At 67.2% G+C, this 23,577-nt stretch carries 20 protein-coding genes; 9 read left to right on the forward strand and 11 right to left on the reverse strand.

Going from position 1 to position 23,577, the window contains the following annotated elements; all coding sequences use genetic code 11:
* Position 1: 1 nt before the first annotated feature.
* Genes JOD64_RS27535 through JOD64_RS27545 form a run of 3 tightly spaced genes read left to right on the forward strand, consistent with a single transcriptional unit; the run spans position 2 to position 3,805 of the window.
* Positions 2–1,348, forward strand: a complete 1,347-nt coding sequence (locus JOD64_RS27535) for an MFS transporter (protein WP_204944900.1) — start codon at positions 2–4, stop codon at positions 1,346–1,348.
* A 28-nt stretch (positions 1,349–1,376) separates the two neighbouring features.
* Positions 1,377–2,570 carry an LLM class flavin-dependent oxidoreductase gene (locus JOD64_RS27540; RefSeq protein ID WP_204944901.1) on the forward strand — a complete coding sequence of 398 codons (1,194 nt, stop codon included), beginning with the start codon at positions 1,377–1,379 and terminating at the stop codon, positions 2,568–2,570.
* Positions 2,567–3,805, forward strand: coding sequence for a nitroreductase family protein (locus JOD64_RS27545; protein WP_204944902.1), 1,239 nt, complete (start codon positions 2,567–2,569; stop codon positions 3,803–3,805). The genes JOD64_RS27540 and JOD64_RS27545 overlap by 4 nt, the downstream gene beginning before the upstream one ends.
* A gap of 38 nt (positions 3,806–3,843) precedes the next feature.
* Here JOD64_RS27545 and otsB read toward each other — a convergent pair whose 3' ends face one another.
* Entirely contained in the window at positions 3,844–4,632 is a 789-nt protein-coding gene (otsB, locus tag JOD64_RS27550) for a trehalose-phosphatase (protein WP_204944903.1), read from the reverse strand.
* Positions 4,633–4,694: 62 nt separating this feature from the next.
* Between otsB and JOD64_RS27555 the strand changes: the two genes are divergently transcribed.
* Together JOD64_RS27555 and JOD64_RS27560 are read left to right on the forward strand one after the other, a co-directional pair.
* On the forward strand, positions 4,695–6,164 hold the full coding sequence (locus JOD64_RS27555) for a trehalose-6-phosphate synthase (RefSeq protein WP_204944904.1): 1,470 nt from the start codon (positions 4,695–4,697) through the stop codon (positions 6,162–6,164).
* The gene (locus tag JOD64_RS27560) at positions 6,161–7,483 is read left to right on the forward strand and encodes a condensation domain-containing protein (RefSeq protein WP_204944905.1); all 1,323 of its coding nucleotides are present in this window, start codon (positions 6,161–6,163) and stop codon (positions 7,481–7,483) included. The genes JOD64_RS27555 and JOD64_RS27560 overlap by 4 nt, the downstream gene beginning before the upstream one ends.
* Before the next feature lies 1 nt (position 7,484).
* On the opposite strand, the gene JOD64_RS27565 is transcribed toward JOD64_RS27560, so the two are convergent.
* From JOD64_RS27565 to JOD64_RS27610, 10 genes are all read right to left on the reverse strand, one after another.
* On the reverse strand, positions 7,485–8,354 hold the full coding sequence (locus JOD64_RS27565) for an MBL fold metallo-hydrolase (protein WP_204944906.1): 870 nt from the start codon (positions 8,352–8,354) through the stop codon (positions 7,485–7,487).
* Positions 8,347–9,600 carry a putative PEP-binding protein gene (locus tag JOD64_RS27570; RefSeq protein ID WP_204944907.1) on the reverse strand — a complete coding sequence of 418 codons (1,254 nt, stop codon included), beginning with the start codon at positions 9,598–9,600 and terminating at the stop codon, positions 8,347–8,349. Before JOD64_RS27570 ends, JOD64_RS27565 begins: the two co-directional genes overlap by 8 nt.
* A gap of 95 nt (positions 9,601–9,695) precedes the next feature.
* A complete protein-coding gene (locus tag JOD64_RS27575; RefSeq protein WP_204944908.1) occupies positions 9,696–10,448 on the reverse strand; it encodes a hypothetical protein in 753 nt (250 codons plus the stop codon).
* A gap of 91 nt (positions 10,449–10,539) precedes the next feature.
* The gene (locus JOD64_RS27580) at positions 10,540–11,187 is read right to left on the reverse strand and encodes a dTMP kinase (RefSeq protein ID WP_204944909.1); all 648 of its coding nucleotides are present in this window, start codon (positions 11,185–11,187) and stop codon (positions 10,540–10,542) included.
* Between the two features lie 74 nt (positions 11,188–11,261).
* On the reverse strand, positions 11,262–12,194 hold the full coding sequence (locus tag JOD64_RS27585; protein ID WP_204944910.1) for a diiron oxygenase: 933 nt from the start codon (positions 12,192–12,194) through the stop codon (positions 11,262–11,264).
* Positions 12,194–12,460, reverse strand: coding sequence for a PqqD family protein (locus tag JOD64_RS27590; RefSeq protein ID WP_204944911.1), 267 nt, complete (start codon positions 12,458–12,460; stop codon positions 12,194–12,196). The genes JOD64_RS27585 and JOD64_RS27590 overlap by 1 nt, the downstream gene beginning before the upstream one ends.
* 46 nt (positions 12,461–12,506) lie before the next feature.
* Positions 12,507–13,286 (reverse strand): nucleotidyltransferase domain-containing protein, encoded by a 780-nt coding sequence (locus tag JOD64_RS27595; RefSeq protein ID WP_204944912.1) that lies wholly within the window; start codon positions 13,284–13,286, stop codon positions 12,507–12,509.
* Positions 13,283–15,478, reverse strand: a complete 2,196-nt coding sequence (asnB, locus tag JOD64_RS27600; protein WP_204944913.1) for an asparagine synthase (glutamine-hydrolyzing) — start codon at positions 15,476–15,478, stop codon at positions 13,283–13,285. The genes JOD64_RS27595 and asnB overlap by 4 nt, the downstream gene beginning before the upstream one ends.
* A gap of 64 nt (positions 15,479–15,542) precedes the next feature.
* A complete protein-coding gene (locus JOD64_RS27605) occupies positions 15,543–16,808 on the reverse strand; it encodes an MFS transporter (protein ID WP_204944914.1) in 1,266 nt (421 codons plus the stop codon).
* A gap of 1,029 nt (positions 16,809–17,837) precedes the next feature.
* Entirely contained in the window at positions 17,838–19,067 is a 1,230-nt protein-coding gene (locus JOD64_RS27610) for a PucR family transcriptional regulator (protein WP_204944915.1), read from the reverse strand.
* 255 nt (positions 19,068–19,322) lie between these two features.
* Between JOD64_RS27610 and JOD64_RS27615 the strand changes: the two genes are divergently transcribed.
* The 4 genes from JOD64_RS27615 to JOD64_RS27630 all read left to right on the forward strand — a co-directional run bounded on the left by JOD64_RS27615 (position 19,323) and on the right by JOD64_RS27630 (position 23,563).
* The gene (locus tag JOD64_RS27615) at positions 19,323–20,240 is read left to right on the forward strand and encodes a dihydrodipicolinate synthase family protein (RefSeq protein WP_204944916.1); all 918 of its coding nucleotides are present in this window, start codon (positions 19,323–19,325) and stop codon (positions 20,238–20,240) included.
* 182 nt (positions 20,241–20,422) lie between these two features.
* Positions 20,423–22,468 carry a M6 family metalloprotease domain-containing protein gene (locus tag JOD64_RS27620; RefSeq protein ID WP_307813723.1) on the forward strand — a complete coding sequence of 682 codons (2,046 nt, stop codon included), beginning with the start codon at positions 20,423–20,425 and terminating at the stop codon, positions 22,466–22,468.
* Between the two features lie 85 nt (positions 22,469–22,553).
* Complete coding sequence (locus tag JOD64_RS27625; protein ID WP_204944917.1) at positions 22,554–22,988, forward strand: hypothetical protein; 435 nt, start codon at positions 22,554–22,556, stop codon at positions 22,986–22,988.
* Positions 22,985–23,563 carry a TlpA family protein disulfide reductase gene (locus tag JOD64_RS27630; RefSeq protein WP_204944918.1) on the forward strand — a complete coding sequence of 193 codons (579 nt, stop codon included), beginning with the start codon at positions 22,985–22,987 and terminating at the stop codon, positions 23,561–23,563. The genes JOD64_RS27625 and JOD64_RS27630 overlap by 4 nt, the downstream gene beginning before the upstream one ends.
* The last annotated feature ends 14 nt before the right edge of the window (positions 23,564–23,577 follow it).

Below are 23,577 nucleotides of genomic sequence, written 5' to 3' on the forward strand. Positions count from 1 at the left end.
CGTGAAGACCGACATCGACGGCGCCGGCCCGGCAGCTCGCGGGCTGGGCCGGCTCACCGCCGTGGGACGTACCACGTGGTTACTATCGCTCAGCCAGGCACTCTACTTCGGTACGGTCAGCATTGACCTGACCCTGACCGCGGTCGTCGGTCTCCACCTGGCACCACGCATCGAGCTAGCCACCCTGCCCCTGGCCATGATCACTATCGTGGCCACCGTTGGTTCGGTCCTGGCCGGCTTGCTCACCAGCAGGATCGGCTACCGCGCCGTCATGATCATTGGAGCGGCGGCGGCCGTGGTCGGTGGCGGCCTCTCGGTCTACGCGGTCGTTCAGCACTCGTTCTTCCTGCTGTGCGTGGGCACCGGTCTGGTGGGTCTCTACCGGGCAACCGGGGGCTACATCCGCTTTCTCGCCGCCGACCTGGCACCCGACGGTTACCGCGAGCGCGCCCTGTCATTCGTACTCTTCGGCGGCCTGCTCTCCGCGTTCGGCGGGCCGTTCCTCGCCACGGCGAGTGTCGACTTCATCAGCACCCAGTTCGCCGGGCCGTATCTGATGGTGGCGCTGCTGTCGCTGGCCAGCATCCCACTGGTCCTGCTGGTTACCCGGGGACGGGAGGTGGCCAAGGCGCAGCCCAAGGATGCGTCGGTGAAGCCCGTTGCGATACGCGAGGTCGTCCGCTCCGCCAACTTCACCACAGCGCTGCTGGTGCTGACGGTCGCCGGTGCCACGATGACCATGATCATGGCAGTCGGACCGATCGGCAGCGAGCAGGCCGGCCACTCGATGCACCAGGGTGCCTCGATCATCCAGTGGCACCTCGTCGGCATGTTCGCGCCATCGATCTTCAGCGGCGCGCTGATGCAGCGGATCGGGCGGCGGTCCGTCGCCGTACTCGGCTGCGCTCTTCTGCTCATCGGAGCGGTCATCGGCAGCGCCGGCAGCGGGCACTACCACTTCCTCGCTGATCTGGCGCTCAACGGTCTCGGCTGGAACTTCCTGTTCCTCAGCGGTAGCGCGTACCTTATCGCCTGTTATCCACCCGGCCGCGGCGGGCGCGTCCAGGCCGCGGTGGAGGGCGTCTCCTCGGGTGCCGCAGTTATGGCCTCACTGTCGGCCAGCGCGATCTACAACGCACTCGGCTGGCGGATGACCAACGTCCCTGTGATCATCATCGGCCTCTTCGTGCTCGTCTGGCTTGGCGTGCGATTCGTCGCCGAGAGGTCGGCCTCGTCCACAGCGCCGCTGCCGGAAACGGTGGCCGTGCCCGAGCCAACCCAGGTGGCTGTGCTAGCCGGAACGGACGACGTCGAGCCGGCGGAGACCCGCAGCCCGCGTCGCACCTGAACATCCTCTCTGACAAGGAGAATCCTCGATGCTTCTGCCAACGACGTTCGGATGCTTTGTCTCGCCCATGCATCCCATCGGCGAGGACCCACGCTCGTTGATCGAGTACGAGCTTGAACTTGTCCAACTCGCCGATCGCCTCGGCTTCGACGAGTTCTGGGTGGGCGAGCACCACTCGAGCGGCTGGACGCTGATCGGCAGCCCCGAGGTGTTCCTCGCAGCCGCCGCTCAACTGGCCCGGCGGATCAAGCTGGCGACCGGCGTGGTCAGCCTGCCCTACCACAACCCGTTCATGGTCGCCGAGCGCGCTCGCCTGCTCGAGTACCTCACGGACGGACGCTTCATCCTCGGTGTCGGCGCCGGTTCCTACGTCGGCGACATGTACATGCTCGGCATCGACGCGGGCGAGACCCGCCGCCGAACCGCAGAGTCGACTGAGGTGATCGTCGAGCTCCTGAGCGGTGGACGGATTACCCGCAAGAGCGACTGGTTCGCGCTGCACGAAGCACAACTGCAGCTCGGCCCACTGGACCGGGCTGGTATCGAGGTCGTCGTCTCCAGCGCCGCCAGCCCCTTCGGTATGGAGTTGGCCGGACGCTTGGGCGTCAACGCGCTGTCGCACGCGGCTCCCCCATGGGGCATCGTGCGGCCCGGACGCGACCGCCTTGGTCTCGACCGCCTCGCCGAGCAGTGGAGCCGTCTGGAGGACGCGGCCGAGGGGACTGGAACGGTGCCGGATCGCGAGAATTGGCGCCTGACCATCCCGGTACACGTCTCGGACAGCCGGGAGCAGGCGCTTGAGGAGATCTACGCCGGCTGGGTGCGGCACCGTCAGGAGTTTCGTATCGAGACGCAAGGTCTGCCGATGTCACGGGCAGCGGAGGCGTCACGGAAGGCCTTCGACGCAACGGTCGAAGCCGGCGGCATTGTGGCGGGGACCGCGGACGAGTGCGTCGAGCAGATCTCCCAGCTGGCGAAGACCTGTGGCGGCTTCGGCTGCCTGCTGATCAGCATCCAGAACTGGGCACCACGTGAGGCGCAGCAACGCAGCCTGGAGTTGTTCGCCCGGTTCGTCGTGCCCAGGCTGCGAGGCCGTCTGGACCCGCTGCACGCCTCGCAGGCGTGGACCGTCGGAAAGAAGACAGCCTTTCAGGAGGCACACTTCGCCGCACAGAGCCGGGCCATGCAGGGCGTCGCCGCGGGCGAGTCGGATCATAGATGAGCACCTTCAGGGCGTACGCGGGGGACGGGCCGGACAGGAGCGACCTTTTGGTGCACGACCGGACCGTCGAGACACTGCGCTGGCGCGACATCGCCGTCCCGGTGGGGCGTGGTCCCGTGGTCGAACTGCGGACGGGTGACGCGGAGTTCGCCGGTCCACTGGAGATGCTGCGTGGCATCCTCCTGCGGAACAGTGAGGGCTGGACATCACCATCGGCCGGGGCCATCTACCCCTTCGAGTTGTGGGCGCACGACGACGTGACCGGAGCGCTCGGTCACGTCGACCTGGTCCGCCGCCGGGTGGTCACCACGAGCGTCGAGCCGTTCCGCAGCGCGCCGCGGGTGATGCTCGTGCTGCGGCCCTGGCTCTCCGTCCGGAAGTACGGCTCGCGCGGGCTCGCATACACACTGCTGGACGCGGGTCACGCGCTGGTGAACATGCAGATCGGGGCGAGCATGGTGGCGACCGACGCCACGGCGTTGTCCCTCGGGACCGCAAACACCGCACTTCCGGTGGGCCGCTTTCCGATCGCGGAGTTGTCTGGTGTGCCCGCGCGGCCCGTGGTCGCCGGCGAGCCGCAGTGGTGGCTTGAGCGGTTGGCGTCGGACGCGAAGGTGGCAGAGGTTGGGGAGTACGAGGAATTGTTCGCTCGCCGGCTGCTGGCGCACTGGCAAGTCCCCCCGGTTGACCTTCCGGTGCGCACCGGCTCCGAGGTTGCCGCCCGCCTGGCACGCCAACTGCGGCGGCGGCGGTCGGCGGCGTCCTTCGTCTCCGGCCTACCACCCGAGGACGTCCGTTCGGTGGTAACGGCGGGAGCGGCGGACAGTCGAGCGCTGGGATGGGCCGAGATCCTGCCGCCCGTCGAGAGCGCCCTGTTCTCCCGGGCCACTGACGTCGGGAAATTCACCATGGACAACCTCTTTCATCAACAGCACCTGGTGACCGCCGACCACATCGTTGCGCTCTCGGTACCACTGCCGGGCGGGCAGGCGCCGGTCACCGATCTGGTCGCCTCCTCCATCCTCGCCGCCGGGATGGTTGGCCAGTGCCTCTACCTCGAGGCCACCCAACGAGGTCTGGCCGCAACGGGAGTCGGCGGCTTCGTGCCCACGTCGTTCCGGTCGGCCGCGTCCACCTGGCCCGTCTACTGCATGGCGTACGGGCGGCTGCCCGAGCAACGGCAGATCAAAGAGGACGCGCTGGCCATCAATCGGGCGCACGGGTTCGGCTCGTGACCGGGCCACGCCCGACAGCAGCTTCCTTCGGCGACGGGTCAGCTCGGCGTTTGTGTGACCTCGACGAGGAAGTCGCGGAGCGATTCCGGCGAGGCCAGCGTGAAGTCGGCGCTCTGCGAGACTGCCGTCCCGGTCTCCGGGTTGAAAATGGCGACGCACACGTCACGGAACCCGGGATCAGCCGAGGATCGCGACCGCAGCGCGCGAAAGGCCGTGAGATCGGCCAGGTCGTCGCCGAAGAACCAGGCACCGTCGAGCTTCTCCGTCTCGTCACGCAGCACGGTGCCCTTGTCGCGCTCGACCGGCGGAAAGAATTCGACGGCCATCCGGGCAGTGTGCACACGCAGACCGAACCGCTCACCCGCGGCAACAGCCCAATCGCCGATCATCGCCGCGAGGTGGGGGTGGCGGCGGTAGTGCAACGCCACCGTCAGCCGCTTGTCCTCGATGGTCAGATCCGTGGGAAGCTCACGGCGAGCGAGAGCGACCACCGCGCGCAGCACCGGAATCCATTGCTCGGCCGCCGGGTGGACAACCGCGGTGGCGCCGGCGAGCCGGTGCTCCATGCCGTAGGCGCCGTGCAGGTCGACCGAAGGCAGCTCCGCGAAGATGGGCAGCAGGAAGCCGAGTGGACGGCCCGAGACCACCGCCACTGTCCGCACCTGGCGGGACAGTGCGGCAAGCGCCGCCACGACGCCGGTAACGGGCCGCGCGGCCGGGGGATCCGGCGTGATCGGAGCAAGCACACCATCGAAGTCAAAGAACAGGCCACCTGTGGCCATCCGGGGCGCGAACTCCTCCCAGTGGCGGTGAGGGCTTGGCAGCACGGCTGTGATCGTAGCGTGTCCTTCTCGTCCCCCGGGTCCCCGTCAAGACGAGGTGCTGACCAATGACCGCACGGCCGATCGTCATCTGCTCCAACCGAGGTCCGGTGACGGCGTACCCGCGCGGATCCTCCGGATACGACTTCACCCGGACCCGCCCCAACGGCCTGGTTCCCACGGTCTTCCCCGCGTTCGCCCGACACGGCGGCACCTGGGTGTACGCCGCCCGCTCGGAGGCCGACCGCGCGTTGGCGAAGGCTGCCCCGGTGCCTCTGTCCGGTATCGGTGATGCGGCGCCGATGAGACTGCGACCGCTGGCCGTGCCGTCCGCCCTCGCCCGGAGCCATTACGAGGACTTCTCAGTCGGCGTACTGGCCCGCTTGCTGCACTACCTTCATGACCGGAGCAGCGCGGCGGATCTCGACGGTGCGGCCTATGCCGCGTGGCCGGCCTATCAGGCGGTCAACGAGCAGTTCGCGGCCGCGCTGGCCGAGGAAGCCGCAGGTTGCCCCATTCTGGTGCAGGACTATCACCTGCTGCTTGTGGCAGCCATGTTGCGTCGTGCGGGCAAAGCGCCGCAAGCACCCCTGATCTACTTCCATCACGTGGCGTGGTGCGATCCCGACTACTTCGGCATGCTGCCCGTCGCGGTGCGGGAAGCGCTACTCGCCGCACTGGTGGACTTCGACGTCGTGGGCTTCCACTCACGACGGTGGGCGGACGCGTTCCTGGCGTGCTGCGCACGGTGGCTGCCCGGCGCGCAGGTCCGGCCCGACGCCGTACGCTGGAAAAATCGGACGTGCCGGACGGTCGTCGCACCGGCCGCGATCGACCGCGACGATCTGCTGGTCGAGACGCTGGACCCGCGGTACGAGTGGTGGCGGGCGCACCTGCGCGACGAGGCGGCCGGCCGGTGGATGCTCACCCGTGTAGAGCGGGCGGATCTGTGGAAGAACCCGCTGCGCGGCCTGCAATCGGTCGAGCGTTTCCTGACTGACAACCCCACCGTGGCGGACCACGTCTGGTTTCCCTGGGTGCTCACCCCCACCCGGGACTGGATGCCGGAATATCGCCTCTACCTTGACGACTGTCTGCGCGTTTCGAAGCGCATCAACGCGGAGTTCGGCCGGGCCGGCCGGGAGCCTGTCCAGTTGTTCGTCTCTCCCGATGCGGCGACCCCCGACCGGGCCCTCGCGTTGGCTGCGCTCAGCGTCGCGGATGGTGTGATGGTGACACCCACCTTCGACGGGCTGAACATCACCGCGAAGGAGGCGGCGATTCTGAGCGACGCGGATCCCGTGATGATCGTTTCCGAGAACGCCGGGATCATGAGCGAGTTTCCCGGGTTGATGATCAGCGTGAACCCGTTCGACGTCGCGGACACGGCCGGTGGTATTCGGCGGGCGTACCGGATGGGCCGGTCGGATCGCATTGGCCGATCAGCGGAGCTGAGGCGTCGGGTCCTCGCCAGAACGCCGCAGACCTGGCTCAACGACCTGCTCGGTGCGGTTCCGCTCCTGGAGAGCACCCGATGAGGAGCACTGGACGCTGGACGGTCAGGTGGGACGAGGGTCGATCGGGCATTGCCACAGCCACCTGGGGCCAGGGTTACATGTACCTCGTGCTGCGCACGCTGGAACCCGCGACGGCGCAGCTCAATCAGTCCGGCGGCGTCATCGTGCCGCCTGGCGTCACGCTCGACGGCGTGCTCGCCGCTGTCAGCCGGCTTCTCGTCCACTGTGAATCGCTGCGGACCGTCATTGTCGAGGAGGCGGACGGACGGCTCCTCCAACGTCTCACCACCGGTCCAGGATGGGTGGACGCCTGGGACACCACTGATCGGGACGACGAGGCAGCGATCGAGACCGCGCGGCTCGACGTGGCCGGTGTCTCATTCGACCCGGCCGGACTGCCCTTTCGGAGCGCCATCGTCATTCGCGACGGGATACCTGTCGGCCTGGTATGGGCCGCTTCGCACGTGGCCTGCGACGCGAACAGCATTCCCATCGTCAATCGCTGCCTCGCCGCATTCCTTCTCGGCGCAGCCCCACCCGACCCGGTGGACGAGTGCCAGCAGCCAATGGAGAGGGCCGCTTTCGAACAGTCCGAGGCCGGTCAACGGCTCGGTCGCCGAGCGCTCGACTTCTGGGAGCGGAAGGTTGACCTGTTACCCGTGGCAGCGCGCCGGCCCGAACACGATCCGGACGATCCACGGTTCTGGCGAGGCACCCTGACGTCCGCCGCGATCCAACCCGCCGCCGATGCGATCGCCCGGCGGCTCTCCACCGGCACGTCGGCTGTCCTGCTGGCGGCCGTTGCCCACGTGTTGAGCGACCTGCTGGGCACGGACCGGGTCGCGATGCAGCTCACGGCCGGCAATCGCGGGGCACGGGAGAGGATCCGCTCCGTAGCGAACATGACGCAGACCGGACTGGTCGTCCTGGACGTGGACCGATCCTCCCTCGCGACGACCGTCACTCAGGCGTGGCGGGCCGGGATGCAGGCGTACCGGCATTCGCAGTTCGACTTCGCCGAGTTCGAGGCCCTGTTCGATCGGCTCGGGCAGGCCCGCGGAGAGAGCGTGGACCTGGCGTACTTCTTCAATGACCTACGGACCGACACCCGGCCGGCGGAGGCCGCAGCGGATCCCGCAGAGATCGCGGACCTGCGGTCGGCAACCGTCTTCCGCTGGGAGGAGGGCATTCGGCAGCAAAACATCAAATTCCTGATCATGGTACGCGACGGAGGCGCGCTGACGATCCTCGTGGATACGGCCTTCTGCAGCAGGAAACGAGCGGAGATGGCCACCCTCGCCATCGAGGAGTTGTTGGTGACAACCGCCAACCCTGGTTGAGTCAGGGCTTCCCGGAGCCCGTCACGTCACCCAGTTCGCTGAGGAGCGTCGCGTCAGTGTCCTCCTCAACAGGCTCACCGGGATCGAAATGCGCGAAGGTCGGTGCGGCCGCCAGTCGGCTCAAAATCGCCGAACGACTCGCTAGGAGGTCGGTGGTGAGCGACGCCCGTCGCACCGCCTCGGTCGCCGCCGCGATCACCTCCGAGGCTCGCAGGCTGGCGGTGAGGATTCCCTGACAGTCGGCACCCCGAAACACACTGGTGCGGCCCCCCTGCCATTCCAGCGGGTGACCGACCACCATCAGGTCTATCCGCAGTTTCAGAAGACTGCGGATGCTGGCCCGGTACTGGCGGCCGGAGCCGTAGTAGACCGGGAGTTTCCGGGCGGATCCGGTGCCCTGCACGCTGTCGCCGACGATCAGCAGTCGTCGGACCGGTTCGTAGAAACAGACGCTGCCGGCAGTGTGCCCCGGCGTTTCGATCACGTCGAGGGTGATGTCGCCCCGGATGATCCGGTCACCCCCGGACACCGGCACGTCGGGCGCGAAACCGGCGAGGTCAGTGTCGTGCGGGGAGAAGTAGGAACGCGCACCACTGACCTCGCGGATCGCCGGGCTGCCACCCGTGTGGTCACGATGGCCGTGTGTGCTGCACACCGCGGTCACGTCCCGGACGCCTCTGCCGAGCAGGGTGAGCGCCGGGCTCAGTGCCGTCGGCATGTACTCGGACATCCCGCTGTCCACGAGGAGCACGCCCCCTGCTCCCGCGTCGATTGCCACCATCGTCACCATGCCGGTGTGGCTCTGGGGCTTGGGACAACGGGCCAGCACCACACCGGGCGCGATGGGGGTCGCCGCTTCATACTCAGGCACTGTTGATCCCCCGCCCGATGGCGTCGGCAACACCGTATGCGTCAACGAGCCGATCCGCCGCCACCGCCTGCGTCAACACTGGCGTCAGGCGATCGTGTGCCGCGGTCATCAACGCGGGTATCGGGCAGGACACCAGGAAACCGAGTTGCCGCGCGAACGCCCGGTATCCGGGGTCCTCGCCGGCGGCCCCGGACAGGACCGCGCTGATCCCTCGGCCGGTGCAGTCGTCGGCCAGCCTGCCCAGCAGTGCCAGGACCGCAGGGTGTGCCTCATGACGCGCGTCGACCAGTCGAACCGGCTTACGGCGCGGACGCGCCAGAGTGAACTGTGTGAGATCATTCGTGCCGATCCCACACAGCGCCGGGACGATTCCGTACTCCCGCTTCAGGTGGTCACTCCAGAGCCCCGTACAGAGACACGCGGCCGGGGTCTCGACCTCCCACCCGAAGCCCGGCCGAGTGAGGTCGTCGGGAGACGCCGCGAAGGTGACACCGCCACGACCCGCGAGCGCCACTGTCTCCGTCAACTCCGCGTAGGTGGCCACCATCGGCATCGCGAACACGTACCGGACAGCATGACGAGCCTGCGCCTCGGCAACGATCTTCGCAAGAAAACCCACCGCCTCGGGCAGTTGGTCTAGCAGCAGGGCCGCGCCACGCTGGCCGCCGCCGGTGCCGCTGTAGGCGTCGCCGTAGTCGAAACACCGGACGAACACCGGAGCGGACGGAGGGAAGGCGGAATTCGCCGCGTCCAGGATGAACATGAGCTGTTCAGCCAGCATGCGACGCAGCCGCTGATCAGCCAGCAGCCGGCAGAGAGTCCGCCATTCCCCGTCGCTCGCCAACGCGTCGGCGACCGTGCCACCTCCGGCGAACTGTTGGTTGACGAGCGCCGCAACCGCCACGGCGAAAAGGAACTCGCCGCGGACGAGCCCGAGTCCGATCGTCCCGAGCTCGGCGGCGCGCTTGAAACCGTCGGCCGTACACGCGTTGGCCAGCAGCTCCTCGCCGAGCGGCGGGCCGGCGCCGCCGTCCGCCGACGTGCGCCACGACGCGATCTCATCCCACAGGATCGAGGCGTGAGCGGCGGCCAATTCACCGGTGAACTGGACCTCCGCCACACCGACACGTTCCAGGAAGGCCACCGCCGGTAGGGGGGCGTCGACCGCGCACCGCACCGTCCTGCCCGTCACCAACTCAGGCGATCTATAGAAGGTGCTCGACCAATCAATCAACGTCCCGCTCACCGGCTCCCCGTCCGATTCATGTCCGCCGCTCCCCGCGTCGTCGTTCGGCCGCCGCGCGGAACGGTATGGCCGGCAGCCTCGGGTGTCGCGCTCAACTAGCGTGCGGGCTGCCAGATGCCGAGGACCTTCTCCAGCACCGTCTTGACGCGCGTCTCGTTACCCGTCAGCTCCGCGACCGTCTCGGCGCAAATCTGCCGCTCCTTGATGAGCTTGTCGCCAACCCCACCCGCGGTGAAGCAGTTTGTTCGGTATGCGAGCTGGTCGCCGCGATCGAACACGTAGATGCTGCCGAACTCGACGTCGCGTCCGGCCAGATGCTCGACCAACTGGTCGAGGTCGGGCTGCGGGGCGCTCCGGTCGAGGTTGAAGCCGTGGTGGTACTCGTACGACACCTGCGTGACGATCTGCCGGGCACCCGGCACGTCGAGTTTCACGCTGTCGTGCTCTTTCTGCACCGTCTTCGGCTGACCGTCCCAGGTGATCGCGAAGCTCACCTGCTCCAGCTCCACGATCGCGTGGGGGTACGCGAAGTAGACGTCGTTCAGGATCGCTGGCACCAGGGAGAGCCGCGCCACGTCGCCGAGGTAGACCGAGGCGAAGGAGTCAGCCTGTGGATCCTTGTCGTGCGCGGGGTGGTGTTCCGCGTAGGCGTCCGGTGACTGCTTGCGCTGCGGCCCACTAACCAGGTCCACAACAGGAACCGCCTTGCACGGCACGGGGTGCTTGGCATCGAGCATCTTCGCGATGTCGACGGCAGCGGCGAATCCACCGGCGTCGACGTGCATGTGGCAGGTTCCGATCCGGCTGAACATGCCGTCCTCAATGGTGTCGCCCTGATACCTGTTCACATTCTCTCCTCAGCTGGGGTTGGATCGATGCTGGAGCCACTCACTTACCGCGGAAATCATCTGATCGTGAAATCCGTGTCATGTTCTGCGCCTAGGCGGCCTTCTCAAATCTGTCCGGGAAGGCCGATCGGAGCGTCGCGCGCAGAAGCCCCGCCACGTGCTCTCGTGTGCCATTACCATCAACGACCACGAAATCATCAAATTCGGGAAGCGAACGGTACGCCTCCCGGAACTCCTTGAGAAAGACCACGTCCTCGGTGTCGATGCCACGATCGTTTATTCGCCGCGCCGCGGCTTCCGGATCCACGTCGAGAAAAATGGTCAGATCCGGACGGGGAAGACCAGCGAACATTCGCCGAAGGAAAGTCACGCTGCCGACCCGCTGAGCAACGGCGAGCGCGTACTGGCAGTAGGTGTATCGGTCAAGGATCACCAGGTCGCTGCTGTGACGCAGGGACTCTCGCAGGGCGGCGACCCTGGCCAGTTTGGAGCACGCCGAGATCAGCCGCATGGTCTCGGCTCCAATCATGTCGAGATGATCGGAGAACCCGTCTTCGTGTGCAATTTTCGTGAGCGCTGCACGTACTGGTGCCATCGATACGCTCGTCTGCGCCATGGCCGGCACTCCGCGCGATGCGAGCCAGTCGCCGAGGGCATGGACCTGGGTCGTCTTACCTGCGCCGTCGAGGCCCACCACCGCAACCAGGGTGCCTCTGCGCGGCGGCTCCTCCTCTCTCATGGGTGACGCCCTTCACTGAACGGTCTTTTATCGCGCATCGCGACCGGCCCCTTTCCGCTGTCGTAAACGCTGGCTCAACGGCTAATCAACAACCCCGCAGCCTGGAACGCGTCCTGCACTTCGGGATCTTCCATCGCCCCGACCTGCGAAAAACTCCGCACCGTGGCCTGGGATGCCTCACGGGTGTTGTTCAGAACCGCTTCAGGTTGATAAGACGTCCGAAGAATCTCGTCGATGTCAGGGCGGAGGAAACCGGTAGCGGTCAGAGCTGACGCCACTGCCGCATTGTCTGGATCGAGGAAGGTTCGGATGAACTCCGGCACTCTGGGCGCTATCATCCGGCGCTCCTGCAGCGACAACTGTGGCCACACCCGTTCGAGAACCTTACGAAAATATGCGTGATGTCGACCCTCGTCCGCGGCGTGGTCGGCGACGATCGCGCGCACCGGACCCGGCAGTCGGTGATCCTTCGGAATATCCGAGAGCAGCCCGGAGACCAGCGTTTCGCTCACCACCGCGAACATCAGGTCGACAAGGTAGCGAGAGTTCACGTCGAACGTCTCGCGCACTTCCGACAACCGCCGTACAAACTGAGGCTCGACGACAGTGTCCGCGGGAACCTCGACGGCGCGAGACACGTGCGTGATGAACTCGTGAGCGGACTGGGCGTGCCATGCCTCATCCGTGGTGATCTTGAAGGCGTCCGTTCGCATCGCGGCAGGCAGGTCAATCCCGCTGATCCCCGTGGCGATGCCGCAGGTGACCGGCAGAACGGCAACCTGCTCCAGCACCGTGGTGAAGTGCAGATACTGGTACAGGGAGTGCAGGAGGATCCGCCGAGCCGCCTCAGGACCGCGTGCCGCGACCAGCGGGTGGCTCACCGCCGGAACAAATTCTGGGGGAAAGAACAGCTGGACGTCGCGCGGGTCGTCCAGTGATCGACGCGGCTTGGTGCGCACACTGGCCCGTTCGTTCCAGTTGTCGAACGTGCTCCGATAGGGCTCCATTAGCGGTCCACCGAGGTGGGTGCCGCGTCTGAGGCCTCAAACAGGTCGACGATCCTCCGCTCACCCAGGTCAGCGACGAACTCGGCAACATCATCCATTATCTCGTCGACCGGAATGCCGAACGCCGCGGCCACCAACTCGCCTATCTCTGCCACGGAACGCTTGCCGTCGATGGCCCGGAACATCAACGCGCCGGAGTCGTTGAGCTCTATGTTGTCAGCAGGGTTCGGTGCCGCGATCAAAAGCGATCCCGCGAACTTTCGCATCCTCACCAGCCGGTGGCGTCTAGGAACTGAGCTGAGCCGCAACACTTCACACCTCTATTTCCATGCTCAGTTCCTTACACAGCTCGACGACTGTTTCAACCCACTCGCCGGGGTTGTTCGTCGAATATTCACGCATGGTCTCGATTGACCAGTACTGCTCATAGGAAACCAGACTGGGGGCCGCCGCACGCATCCTGCGCGGTCGCCACTTCATGTCGACGCTGTACTCACCATGACTGATGAGGAGCGCCTCCATCGACCACCCGAACGCCTGCCTGGCTGCCAGGACCGCGCCGTCCGCCTCGCCGCTCGCCATCAGCCCGAAGGCGGCGTCGGCTGCGCGGTCTGAATTGTTCAACGCTTGCATGATCATGAACCGTTGGAAGGCCGACTCCTGCAGATCCTGTTGACGCCGCAGGAGCCAGTCCTCGCCAAGGATCGGTATGCAGGTGCCCAGCCGGCCGAGAAAGAACTCCTCCACCTCGGTGAGTCGGCTGCCGATCCGCTGATCTTCGTCGAATGCCTTCCGGCTCACCTTGCCGAACAACTGGTCGACCTGAGTGTCAAGCCAGTACTTAACCTCGCCGCGGCGACCTTCATGGGTAAAAGCGGCCAGTCCCAACGAATCGGGTTCGAGGACAACGGTGATCTCCGCCAAGCGATCATCCGCGAAGGGCTCGGCCGACACCACGACGAGATCGATGTCGCTCGTCTCGTGGACCCATCCTCGAGCCAACGAACCCGTGACGAAGACGCACCGGGTGGACGACGGCAGCAAGCTGTGCTCCCGCAGGACGTCGACGTACTCAGAGAACTTCTGATTCATGTTCCGACCATCTTCAGAACGCCCGCATCGAGGGCATCGGACAGAGTCTTCTCGACAGCTGCGAACTCCACGCCGCCGCACACGTCGAGGATTTCGGCAACCGGTCGTTTGCCGTCGACCTCCCGGAGGAACGCCCACCAGGCGGCGTCCTCGTCTCGTTCGGCAACAAACTCGAATGTTCCGTTGAGGGCAATGAAGAGCCGGTCCGGATCGTCCGGCGTCTGAACCAGCAGCACCTCGGGCGCGAGGTCGATCACCGATTCAGGCGTCGGTTGCGGGCGATGGCGCAGCTGACGCATCACTGCGGGAGCGTCGCGATCCCAATCGGCGACAGCCAGTGCCGATAGCACCCGGTACGACGGCGCATCCAGTGGAACGGCGGGAAGCTCGCGGACCATCTGGTCCAACAGGCCGACGTTGACCAGCCGGAGCATAAACTCGACGTCCCACGGTTCCGGCTCGGTTTCCAGCCGCCGCAGCATCGTGCGCAACCCCTGTGGCGACAACAGGTCGCGGGCTCCGGGAGCGGCGAGCGCCTCCTCCAGGAGCGCGTCTCCGTCCTGGGCCAGCATCCGAACCATGGTGCGATGGGTGAACCCGGCCCCGTCGCCGTAGTAGAAGGGCACCTTCGGGCGGCCGGTTACGGCCGGCTCCAACAGGTCCCGGAAGCCGTCACGGAGGATCCGCTTGTCCCACAGCAGTTCGGCCCGACGCTGGGCGGGAATCCCGGCGAGGAGTTCGATGATTCGGTGGTCGAGGAAGGGCACTCGCGCCTCGACCCCGTTACCGGCAGCCGTACGGTCCTCGTGCCAGCAGTTGTACTGCTGCATGTGCCGGTGGCGCCACGAGACGTACGCCGAGTAGGCGTCCTCGAGGATGTCCCGAGCGGGCCCCAGCAGAAGGTCGTCGGTGAGCAGCGCCCCCTCCGGGTAGTCCCACCAGCGGGTTAGGCCGGGCTGACGATGCAGAGCCGAAGCCCGTGCCATCTGCTGGATGCCCGCTTCGAAGCCCGGCCAGTCCGGCTCCAGGCACAGCAGGGTGGAGAACCCGCCGTTGTACTCATCGCTGCCCGCGCCGAGCAGCATCCCGCGTAGTTCGGGTCGGACCTGCTTGGCGTACCGGTACAGCTCGTACTTGTAGAACTGCTCCGGACCACACAGGGGTGTCTCGAGGAGCCAGAGGAGCCGTTTCCACTGGTCGACACCAGGCACCGCGTCGGCGTCGAAGAACAGTTGGTGGTTGGGGAGGCCGAGACTCCGCGCTACCCGGTGGCCGAACTCCGCATCACCGTTGGTCAACGTGCTGCCGCTCAGGACGGTGAAGGTGTGCAGATTCTTGCCCTGCGCCGCCGCGAGAGCCGCCACGGCTGCCGAGTCGATACCACCACTGAGGAACATGCCCAGCTCGGCATCCGCGGTGGCGGCATCGCTCACGGCCGAGCCGAGCAGGTCCCGATATCGAGAGATGAACTCCTCGTTCGAGAGGTCGAGATCTCCGTCGAAGGTGGGGAGACGCCAGTAGCTGTGCTGTCGCGTTTCACCCGTGTTGAGGTCGATAACAACCAGCCCGCCAGCGGGCACGGATTCGATGTCCCGGAACCAGGTGTTGATGGGCGCGCTGGTGAGGTACGGCGCCCCATTCACTGATTGATCAGCCAGGGTGCTGTGCCAATCGAGTTCACGGCGACAATCCGGGTGCTGGAACAGGGCCTTGATCTCGGAGGCCACGAGAACCATGCCGTTGGTTCGGGTGTAGTAGAGCGGCTTGATCCCGAACCGGTCGCGGGCCAGTACCAGGCGGTTCGTCCGCTTGTCCCAGAGAATGATGGCGAACATCCCGACCACGTCGCGTAGGAAGTCCACACCGTCCCGGGCGTACAGGTGGGCGAGCACCTCGCAGTCGGAGCTGGTACGCAGCCGCATCCCATTGCGGCGCTCCAACTCCCGGTGGTTGTAGACCTCACCGTTGGCGATCAGGACGATCTGTTTGCCCGAGCTGAACAGCGGCTGATCCCCGCTGTCGGGGCCGACCAACGCGAGCCGCCGGAATCCCAGACCGACCGGTCCGTCCAAGAAGAACTGCTCCGCATCGGGGCCGCGATGTCCCACCGCCTTCGCCATGTTGCCGAGGACAGTCCCGGTACCAACGGGCAGGTCGGCACCCACTCTTGCCACAGCCGCTAGACCGCACATAAGTCGCTCCCGTTCCTCAGACGCCGGTATTGCCGATTTCGGCCGGAGCGTTCCCCGCCATGGGTCATCTCTTGTCGCCGTTTCCACTGACGCTGTGGACGCTTGCCGTTCTTGGTGAGGCAGCACCGCCGGTTGCGGAACCCTCGTCGATGAGCTGCTGCAGTTTTCGCACCGACAGGAGCATGAGCGGCAGCGGCGTGAAAAGTAAGGCGATACAGATGACCCAGATGGCAGAGCGAATCCCCATCAATTGACCCAGCGCGCCACCGCCCACCGCCCCGATCGGGAGGACTCCCCAGGACACGAATCGGACGGTCGCCGTGATCCGAGCCAGCAGATGCCGAGGTGCGGTCATCTGTCGGAAGCTGCGTGCGAGCAGGCTGTACATGGCGATGCCGGCTTCTCGACCGACCAGCCCGATCACGAAGAAGCCCAACCCCCAACCGACCCGACTGGCGGGTACCAGCAATCCAAGCCACGGGCCAACGACGGCGGCGATCATGATGGCGCGGGCACTGCCGACCTTGCGGGTGAGCAGCGGCCCGAAAGCGGCGCCCAGGAGGGCCCCCACCCCAGCGAGTGCCAATAGTGCACCGATTTGCGCCGGCGGCATCTTCATGTCGCGGAGTAGGAAGGGTATGAGTAACGTGTCAAAGGCGGAGCCGAACAGGTTCAGTCCGGTCACGACGATCAGAAGCGGTCGAAAGACAGGGTCATTCCATACGTACCGCAATCCCTCGCGAATCTGCGGCAGCATCCGCTCGGACGGGTTGCGCTGCGGCGCAGCCTCCCGGTGACGCACCCGCAGCAACATCAGCGCCGACAGCACGTACGTTCCCACGTCGATCAACAGGCTGAGCGCGGCTCCGATGAACTGGACGATGACGCCGCTCAGCGCTGGGCCGGCAGTCTGGGCCGCGGACTGACTGGCTTGGAGTTTGCTATTGCTCGACACGAGATCCTGTGCCGGCACGACTGACGGGAGATAGGTCTGGTTCGCGACGTCGTACAGGACTGAGCCGGTACCGATGATCAGTGCGACGATGACGAGGTGCGCAACGGTCAACGCCCCGGCGGCGAGGGTGATGGGGACGGTTGCCAGGGCCAGAGCACGCACGATGTCACAGGCGATCATGAGACGGCGGCGCTCGGTGCGCTCCACCCACACGCCGGCCGACAGGCCGAGCAGAAGCCAGGCGGTGACGCCAGCAGCGGTTACCAGCGAGACCTCGAATGTGGTGGCTTTGAGGTTGACAAGCGCGACGATAGGAAAGGCGACGGTCGTGACAGCGGTCCCGAACGAGCTGATCGTGCTGCCGAACCACAGCAACCCGAAGTCACCTTCGACAAACCTGAGTCTCCGGAAGTGACCTTCTCGTAGGGGCCGCACAGCCGTCCTTTCAAGTTTGCATGCAGGGAACACTTCACCGTGCCGCTCGGCGAGTGGACCACTATTGCCCGGGCAATAGTGGTCCACTCTCAGAGGGCTATCAGCCGTTGCCGCGCAGGACGGCGCTGCTGCCAACCTTCTTGATGGTCGGCTTGATGTACTTGGTCATGATGATCACCCCCATCCGAAGTCCAGGGAGAGCCGGGAATCATCTGGGACATCTACCCCGGCCAATCCGATTGGAATCGAACCACAGCAGACTGCCGCTGGCAAGGATGTGTCCTATTTATTGAGACGCACTTGGTTGCCCTAAAAAGGGCACGAAGAAAGGCGGCCTCGCGGGTGCGCGCGTCTAACAACACCTACCTCGTGTTGGCGCACAACAAAGGCCGCATTAAACAGGATCTGTCGTACCTGGAGAGACGCGAAGGTGCGAACGACCAACTGGCGCGGTGCCGACGAATTCGGCGTCAGCAGGATCAGGCCGTGTGGGTGCCAGGAATTTGCGCCCGGGAGCCCGGCACGCATGGCGGATAACTTGGTGTGGCGCCGACAGGCTCGAGCCAGAGCTGGAACCTCAACACAACCAGTGAATCCCGCACACCCATCGCGGGCCGGACCAGGCAGGGCCGCTCTGCCCGAATGCCTGGTGCCCGGTTGAACAGGCTCCGTGGAGCAGCGTGCGAGACGCATGCATACTAGCCATCAAATAAATCTCCCCCGTGACTAAGCAGATCTACTGTAAGCGACCGACTACACCTTGGCCACCCCGGAACCCTGGTGAAGTTGCCCGGTGATGCCGCATGGTTGCGGAGGGTAATGATCAACTCGACCGACGCCCGCCTCGGTCAGCACGGTGGCTGAGGGTGCGATGACACACATCAGTGGTCGTTCAGCCGGCGTCCACCCATGTCTCGCTGACGGTGTCAAGCACGCAGCCAATATGGCCGGCGGACCTGGCCGGCCGCGTCACGACGTGCGGTAGTGGCCGGTCAGCCGGCCGAGCTTCATAGCCAGGTGCAGGCACAGCCGTTCGTTGCCGTCCTTGAGGTCGGTCCCTGCGAGCTGTTCCACCCGTTGCAGCCGGTAGTAGAGGGTGGTCCGGTGCAGTCGGAGCTTTTCGGCGGTGGCATGCGCGTTGCCCGCCAGGTCGAGGTAGGCCTCCAGGGTCTCCAGCAGCACCTGGTGGGAGTCGTCGCGCAGCAGCCGCTCCACGCCGGGATGGACGCCCGCAACGTCGAGATGCTGGCTGTCCAGTTGAGACAGCACCCGGTAGATGCCCAGGCCGGCCCAGGAGACCACCCGGCCCAGCGCGGGAAGTTGCGTACCGACCCGGGCGGCCTGCGCTGCCTCCTGGTAGGACTCGACCGCGCTGGACAGCCCGGCGCGTGGCTGGCCGATCCCGGTCACGGTCCGGTCCACCGAGGCCAGGCCCCGGGTCGCGGTGCCCAGCGCCTCGTTGAGGTGCCCGGCGGAAGCTTCCGGCGAGGGGCGGCCGGCGACCCGGTTGCCGCAGACCAGCAGCACCCCGTGGTCGTGCCAGACGAGGTGCAGCGTCTCCCGTATTCCGATCCACCGGCGGGTGGTGACCAAGGCCTGTTCCAGGGCGATCCGGGCCACCTCGTCGGGTTGCCGCCCGCCGGCCGGCACGAGCTGGGCGACGAGCGCGACGGTCGACCCGTCGGCGGCCACCACGCCCTCCTCCAGCAGCGCCCGCGCCGCGTGCTCGCGCGCCTGCCGGCTCTCCACCAGTAGGGTGCGGGTGGCCTCGGTCTCCCGCTGCGAGGCGAGCTCACCGAGCAGGTTCTCCCGGTACAGGGCCAGCGACAGGTCGGTGAAGGGGCCGGTCGCGTTGGCGATGTCGGCGTCAGTCATCGAACCGTCCGCGTCGATGAACCAGACGAAGCCGAGCAGCAGGTCGTCGTGCCGGATCGGCACGCAAACCCTCGCCAGCAGGTCCAGCTCGGCGCACGCGGGGGTGCGGACCGGCGCGTGTGCCGTGAGCACGCCCATGCCTCGGAACCAGGCGATCACTTCCGGCGTCGTCTGCCGGCGCAGGATGGACGTCCGGCGGACGTCGTCCATCGGGCCGTCGTGCTCGCTGTAGGCGACCACCCGCTGCCGCCGGTCCTCGATGAGGGCGGGTCGCCCCACCCGGGCGGCGACGGCGTCGGCGATTCGCTGGAGCTCACCGTGCATTAAACTCCCCAGGTTGCGCTGCGTGACAGGGATCGCGCGGCGGCCAGTCCTTACCCTCCGGTGCGGTGGATGATCGCGCAAGTTCCACTGTCGAAAGTCACGACAAAGAGACGGGCGGCAACGCCACTGTTCCGGCACCTGTCCGAAGACCGGGGGCGACAGCGTTCCTAGGGTTCCGGTACGGAGCGCACCAGCGGCAGCGCGCACAGTGCGGGTGAGAGGGTGGGCGTTCCGGCGCGGAAAGGGGATTTCCGAGTGGGAACTGGTAGGCCCTGGCGGGGCGTGCTGGTCGCCATCACCACGCCGTTTCGCGCCGACCTGTCGGTCGACTTCGACCAGCTCCAGGAACACGTCCGTTGGCTCGCCGCCGAGGGGTGCCACGGGATCGCGCCGTGTGCGTCGATGGGGGAGTACCAGGCTCTCTCCGACGACGAGCGGGCCGCCGTGGTGAAGGCGACGGTGGAGGCCGCGCCGCCCGGCTGCGCGGTGGTGCCCGGCGTCGGCGGCTACGGAAGCAGGCAGGCCTGCCGCTGGGCGGAGCAGGCCGCCGAGGCCGGCGCCCACAGCGTGCTCGCGCGGCCACCCGACGGGCCCGCCGCCCGCGCCGCCGACGTGGTCGCCCACTACCGGGAGGTGGCGGCGGTCGGCCTGCCGGTGATCGCCCACAACGAACCGTACGACACCCGGATGGACCTCACACCGGACCTGCTGGCGACCGTCGCCGAGATCGACGGGATCGTCGCGGTCAAGGAGGTCACCGGTGACGTACGCAGGTTGCATCGCCTGCGGGACCTCTGCCCGCACGTCGACGTGCTGGTCGGCGCCGACGACGTGGTGCTCGAATTGGTGCTCTGCGGCGCCACGGGATGGGTCGCCACCCTGCCCAACGCGCTGCCCCGCCACGCCGCGCGGCTGTACGAGCTGTGCGTCGCCCGCGATTTGGGCCGGGCGCTACCGCTCTACGCCGAGCTGCACCCGATCCTCGGTTGGGCCTCCCGGCCGGAAGCCGTGCAGGCCGTCAAGCTCGCCATGGAGTGCGCCGGGCGGTTCGGCGGGCGGTGCCGCCCACCGCGCGGACCCCTGTCCGGGGCTGCTGCCGACCGGGTGCGCCGGGACGTGCTGCGGGCCCTCGCGGCAACAGCCGGACCGGCTTCCGGGGCTGGCCCTGGCTGATCCGCCGGTGGGCGCCGGTCCTTCAGGTGTCGGAAGTCGCCGGCCCACCTGCCGACATCTGCACGGTGACCGGCACCGGCCCGCCCTCCTAGATTCGCTGCGCGGCCTGCTGACAGGTATTCCCCCCGGATACCCCCACCGGGACGCCAGCGCCGCGTTTTCCTCCGACGAGAGGTGGTTCCGTGCACCGTGCTACCCCCCACCGAACCCGGCTGAGGCGGGCCGTGCTGGCCGCAGCCGTGGTGACCACGCTCGTGGCGACCGGGGCGGCGCAGGCCGCCGCCGCCCCGGCCAACCCGGCCGGCGGCACCGCGCCGTTCCAGGTCCTCGACCCGCAGGCCTGGCAGAACCCGGACACGATGACCTGGAACGACTACAAGGCCGTGCCCGGCAAGAACTGGGCCGACCCGAGCGTGTCGGGCTCGGTCCGTAACTTCAAGATCGCCTTGGTGGCGCTCGACTATCCTGACGAGACGTTCGCGGTCTCCCAGCCGGCGCGTTCGACGGTTTTCGGCAACCCCCAGTCCGTCGCGACCAACATTCCCCGGGCGGACGTGCCGAAGTTCTACCAGGACTTCCTGAACACTCCGAACACCCTCAACAAGGGCCACACCCTGCACGAGTACTGGATGCAGGACTCCAACGGCCGCTACGGTGTCGACCTCTCCGGGTTCGGGCCGTACCAGATGCCGGCGAAGTCCTACCAGTACGGGCTGGACAACGGGTTCAACCCGGGCGCCTGTCCGAGCGGCGACGTCTGCGGGAAGAACATCCGCACCGACGGCCTGGGCGCGTGGCGGGCGGCGGTCGGCGAGGAGGTCGCCAATCAGTACGAGCTGGTGTTCATCCTCAGCGCCGGCCAGGACGAGTCGTCGACCTGGCAGGAGTTCGGGCAGATGATCTTCCAGAACAAGGAGGACGTGCCGGACGCCTGGGGCCCCCCGGACCCCAACCTGCCGAACTGGGCGAAGACCCGCTACGTGGACTGGACCTCGTGGAGGGCGGCGGCGACGCTGTGGCCGAACGCCGGTGGCGGCTCCTCGACGCAGGGGGAGAGTTCCGGCATGGGCGTCTACGCCCACGAGCTGACCCATCTGCTGGGTATCGGCGACAACTACAACAATCCATATGGCGAACCGCTGCGCAGGGCGTACACCGGGATCTGGAGCATGATGTCTCGCGGGTCGTTCAACGGCCCGGGCGGTCCGCACACCCGTTGGCAGATCCCGCCGACCAACGGCGGCTCGATGGGCTCTCTGCACACCCTGCGGGACAAGCTCAAGATCGGCCTGCTCGGTGAGGAGCACGTGCTGCGGCTGTCGCGGGAGTCGCTGGCCTCCTCGGGCATGGTGGTCGCGCAGGTCAAGGCCCGGGCGGTTGACGCCGGCCCGAAGGGTCTGAGCGGCGTGAACATCGCGCTGAACAAGGACCTGTCGCCGACGTGTGGTGTCAGCACCGACCCCTTGTGCGACGGTGGCAACTTCAACAACTACACCGTCGAGGTCGTCGACCGGATGGGCGCCGACTCCTTCACCCCGGACAGTGGCGTGCTGCTGAGCAAGACGAAGAACGCCGACAGTGCGCCGTTTCAGTGGGTGGTGGACGCCAACCCGCAGGACATCGACATGATTGACTTCTACCGGCCCGACGGTACCCCGCAGAAGATCACCATGGGTGACTACCGGCAGCTCTCCGACGCGCTGTTCCACGCCGGCGCGGGCACCGGCAGCCAGTACGAGTACGTCGACGAGGCCAACCGGCTGCACTTCTACGTCATCGACCTCAAGCGGGACTCGGCCGGCTCACTTTCCTACACCGTGGCGGTGCGTTCGCTGGACGGCACCGGCGGGCCGAGCAGTCACGGCGTGCTGCTGGGCAAGGGCGAGGTGACCGGCGGCGGCAAGCCGACCAATCGCGGGGTGACCTGCTCGTTCGAGCTGACCAACACCGGTTCGTACTCGGCCGGCGGGCAGCAGCACCCGGAGAACGCCAGTGCGTACCTGAAGTCGGACGTCTACCGCCTGTCAGCGGAGGTGGCCGGAAAGGGCTGGCGGACCTGGTTGCCCAACCAGCTCGCCACCGCGGAGTTCGGCAAGGCCACCACGGTCAAGGTGTCGGTGGGTGCCACCGCCGCCGCCGGGAACACCGGTGTCGTGAAGCTCACCGCGACCTCGGAGAGCGACCCGACGAAGACGGTGACCAAGCAGTGCCGGGTCGAGAAGTCCTGACCGGCGCCCGAGGTTGACCCCGTTCCTGCCGGGTCCGCGGCGGCCTGCCGCCACGGACCCGGCAGGCGGACGGAAGGAGGATGACGTGCGGCGAAGCACCATAACTGTGCTGCCCCTGCTGCTGGCCGTCGCGACCGGCTGCGGCGCCGTCGGTGCCGCCCAGGAGGCGGTCTCCCCGACGACCGTCCGGGTCCTGGTTCGCGACATCAACATCCGAGCCGCGGGCGTGGACTGCGCCGGAACCGGTCCGTACCAGCACTTCCACAACCGGGCACCATTCCGCGTACTCGACCCGGACGGGGCGGCGCTGGCCAGCGGGCAGCTGCCGGCGGGGACTGCGGTGGCCGCCTTCGCCGAGGACCTGGGGGTCGAGCGCCTGCCCACCTACTGCGAGTTCGCCGTCGGAGTGCGCGTGCCGCAGCGGGCCTCCTACCGGCTGGAGGTGGACGGCCGGCAGGCGCTCGACCTGACGCCGGACAGCAGCGAGGGCCGGGCGCTGGCGGCGGTGGTCCCGTCATGAGGCAGGCACTTCTGCCGCTGTTGCTAACGGCAGCGCTGCTGGCCGGATGCAGCACACCCGAGCCACAGCCCGCGCTGGCACCCGCCGGAGGGGCGGCGGCGCTGCCCGGGCCGGTCCCCGCCGATCTGGCGCTGCGCCCGGCGCCCAGCACCGCCCCGGCCGCCCCGGCCTTCACCGGCGCACTGACCGACGGCACACCGTTCGCTGCCGCCGAGCTGTGGGCGCAGCGTCCCGTCGTGCTCACCTTCTTCAGCTCCTGGTGCACCACCTGCGCCAGCCGCCAGGCCGCCCTCAGTGAGCTTGCCCGCAGCTATCGGGACCGGGTGCTCTTCGTCGGCGTGGCCGGCGCGGACCAGGCCGACGAGGTCCAGGACTACCTACGCGCTCACCATGTGGAATATCCGGTCGTCCTGGACGACCAGCAGACGATCTGGCGTTCGTACGCGGTGCGGGAGCCGCCGGCCGTCGTGCTGGTAGCCAAGGGAGGCGCCCTGCTCCGCGGTTGGCCGGGTGGCCTGGACGCCCCGACACTCGACCGGCTGCTGCGGGAGCTGGTGCTGGCCGGCCAGCCGTAGTCCTGTCGCCCAGG

It is taken from the genome of Micromonospora luteifusca, assembly GCF_016907275.1.
In the GTDB taxonomy this organism is placed as follows: domain Bacteria; phylum Actinomycetota; class Actinomycetes; order Mycobacteriales; family Micromonosporaceae; genus Micromonospora; species Micromonospora luteifusca.

Excerpts from the sequence above, each read along its gene's own strand:
- JOD64_RS27540 (WP_204944901.1), top strand. The coding sequence starts at position 1,377 with ATGCTTCTGCCAACGACGTTCGGATGCTTTGTCTCGCCCATGCATCCC.
- JOD64_RS27545 (WP_204944902.1), top strand. The coding sequence starts at position 2,567 with ATGAGCACCTTCAGGGCGTACGCGGGGGACGGGCCGGACAGGAGCGAC.
- JOD64_RS27555 (WP_204944904.1), top strand. The coding sequence starts at position 4,695 with ATGACCGCACGGCCGATCGTCATCTGCTCCAACCGAGGTCCGGTGACG.
- JOD64_RS27560 (WP_204944905.1), top strand. The coding sequence starts at position 6,161 with ATGAGGAGCACTGGACGCTGGACGGTCAGGTGGGACGAGGGTCGATCG.
- JOD64_RS27580 (WP_204944909.1), bottom strand. The coding sequence starts at position 11,187 with ATGAGAGAGGAGGAGCCGCCGCGCAGAGGCACCCTGGTTGCGGTGGTG.
- JOD64_RS27585 (WP_204944910.1), bottom strand. The coding sequence starts at position 12,194 with ATGGAGCCCTATCGGAGCACGTTCGACAACTGGAACGAACGGGCCAGT.
- JOD64_RS27590 (WP_204944911.1), bottom strand. The coding sequence starts at position 12,460 with ATGCGAAAGTTCGCGGGATCGCTTTTGATCGCGGCACCGAACCCTGCT.
- JOD64_RS27595 (WP_204944912.1), bottom strand. The coding sequence starts at position 13,286 with ATGAATCAGAAGTTCTCTGAGTACGTCGACGTCCTGCGGGAGCACAGC.
- asnB (WP_204944913.1), bottom strand. The coding sequence starts at position 15,478 with ATGTGCGGTCTAGCGGCTGTGGCAAGAGTGGGTGCCGACCTGCCCGTT.
- JOD64_RS27610 (WP_204944915.1), bottom strand. The coding sequence starts at position 19,067 with ATGCACGGTGAGCTCCAGCGAATCGCCGACGCCGTCGCCGCCCGGGTG.
- JOD64_RS27630 (WP_204944918.1), top strand. The coding sequence starts at position 22,985 with ATGAGGCAGGCACTTCTGCCGCTGTTGCTAACGGCAGCGCTGCTGGCC.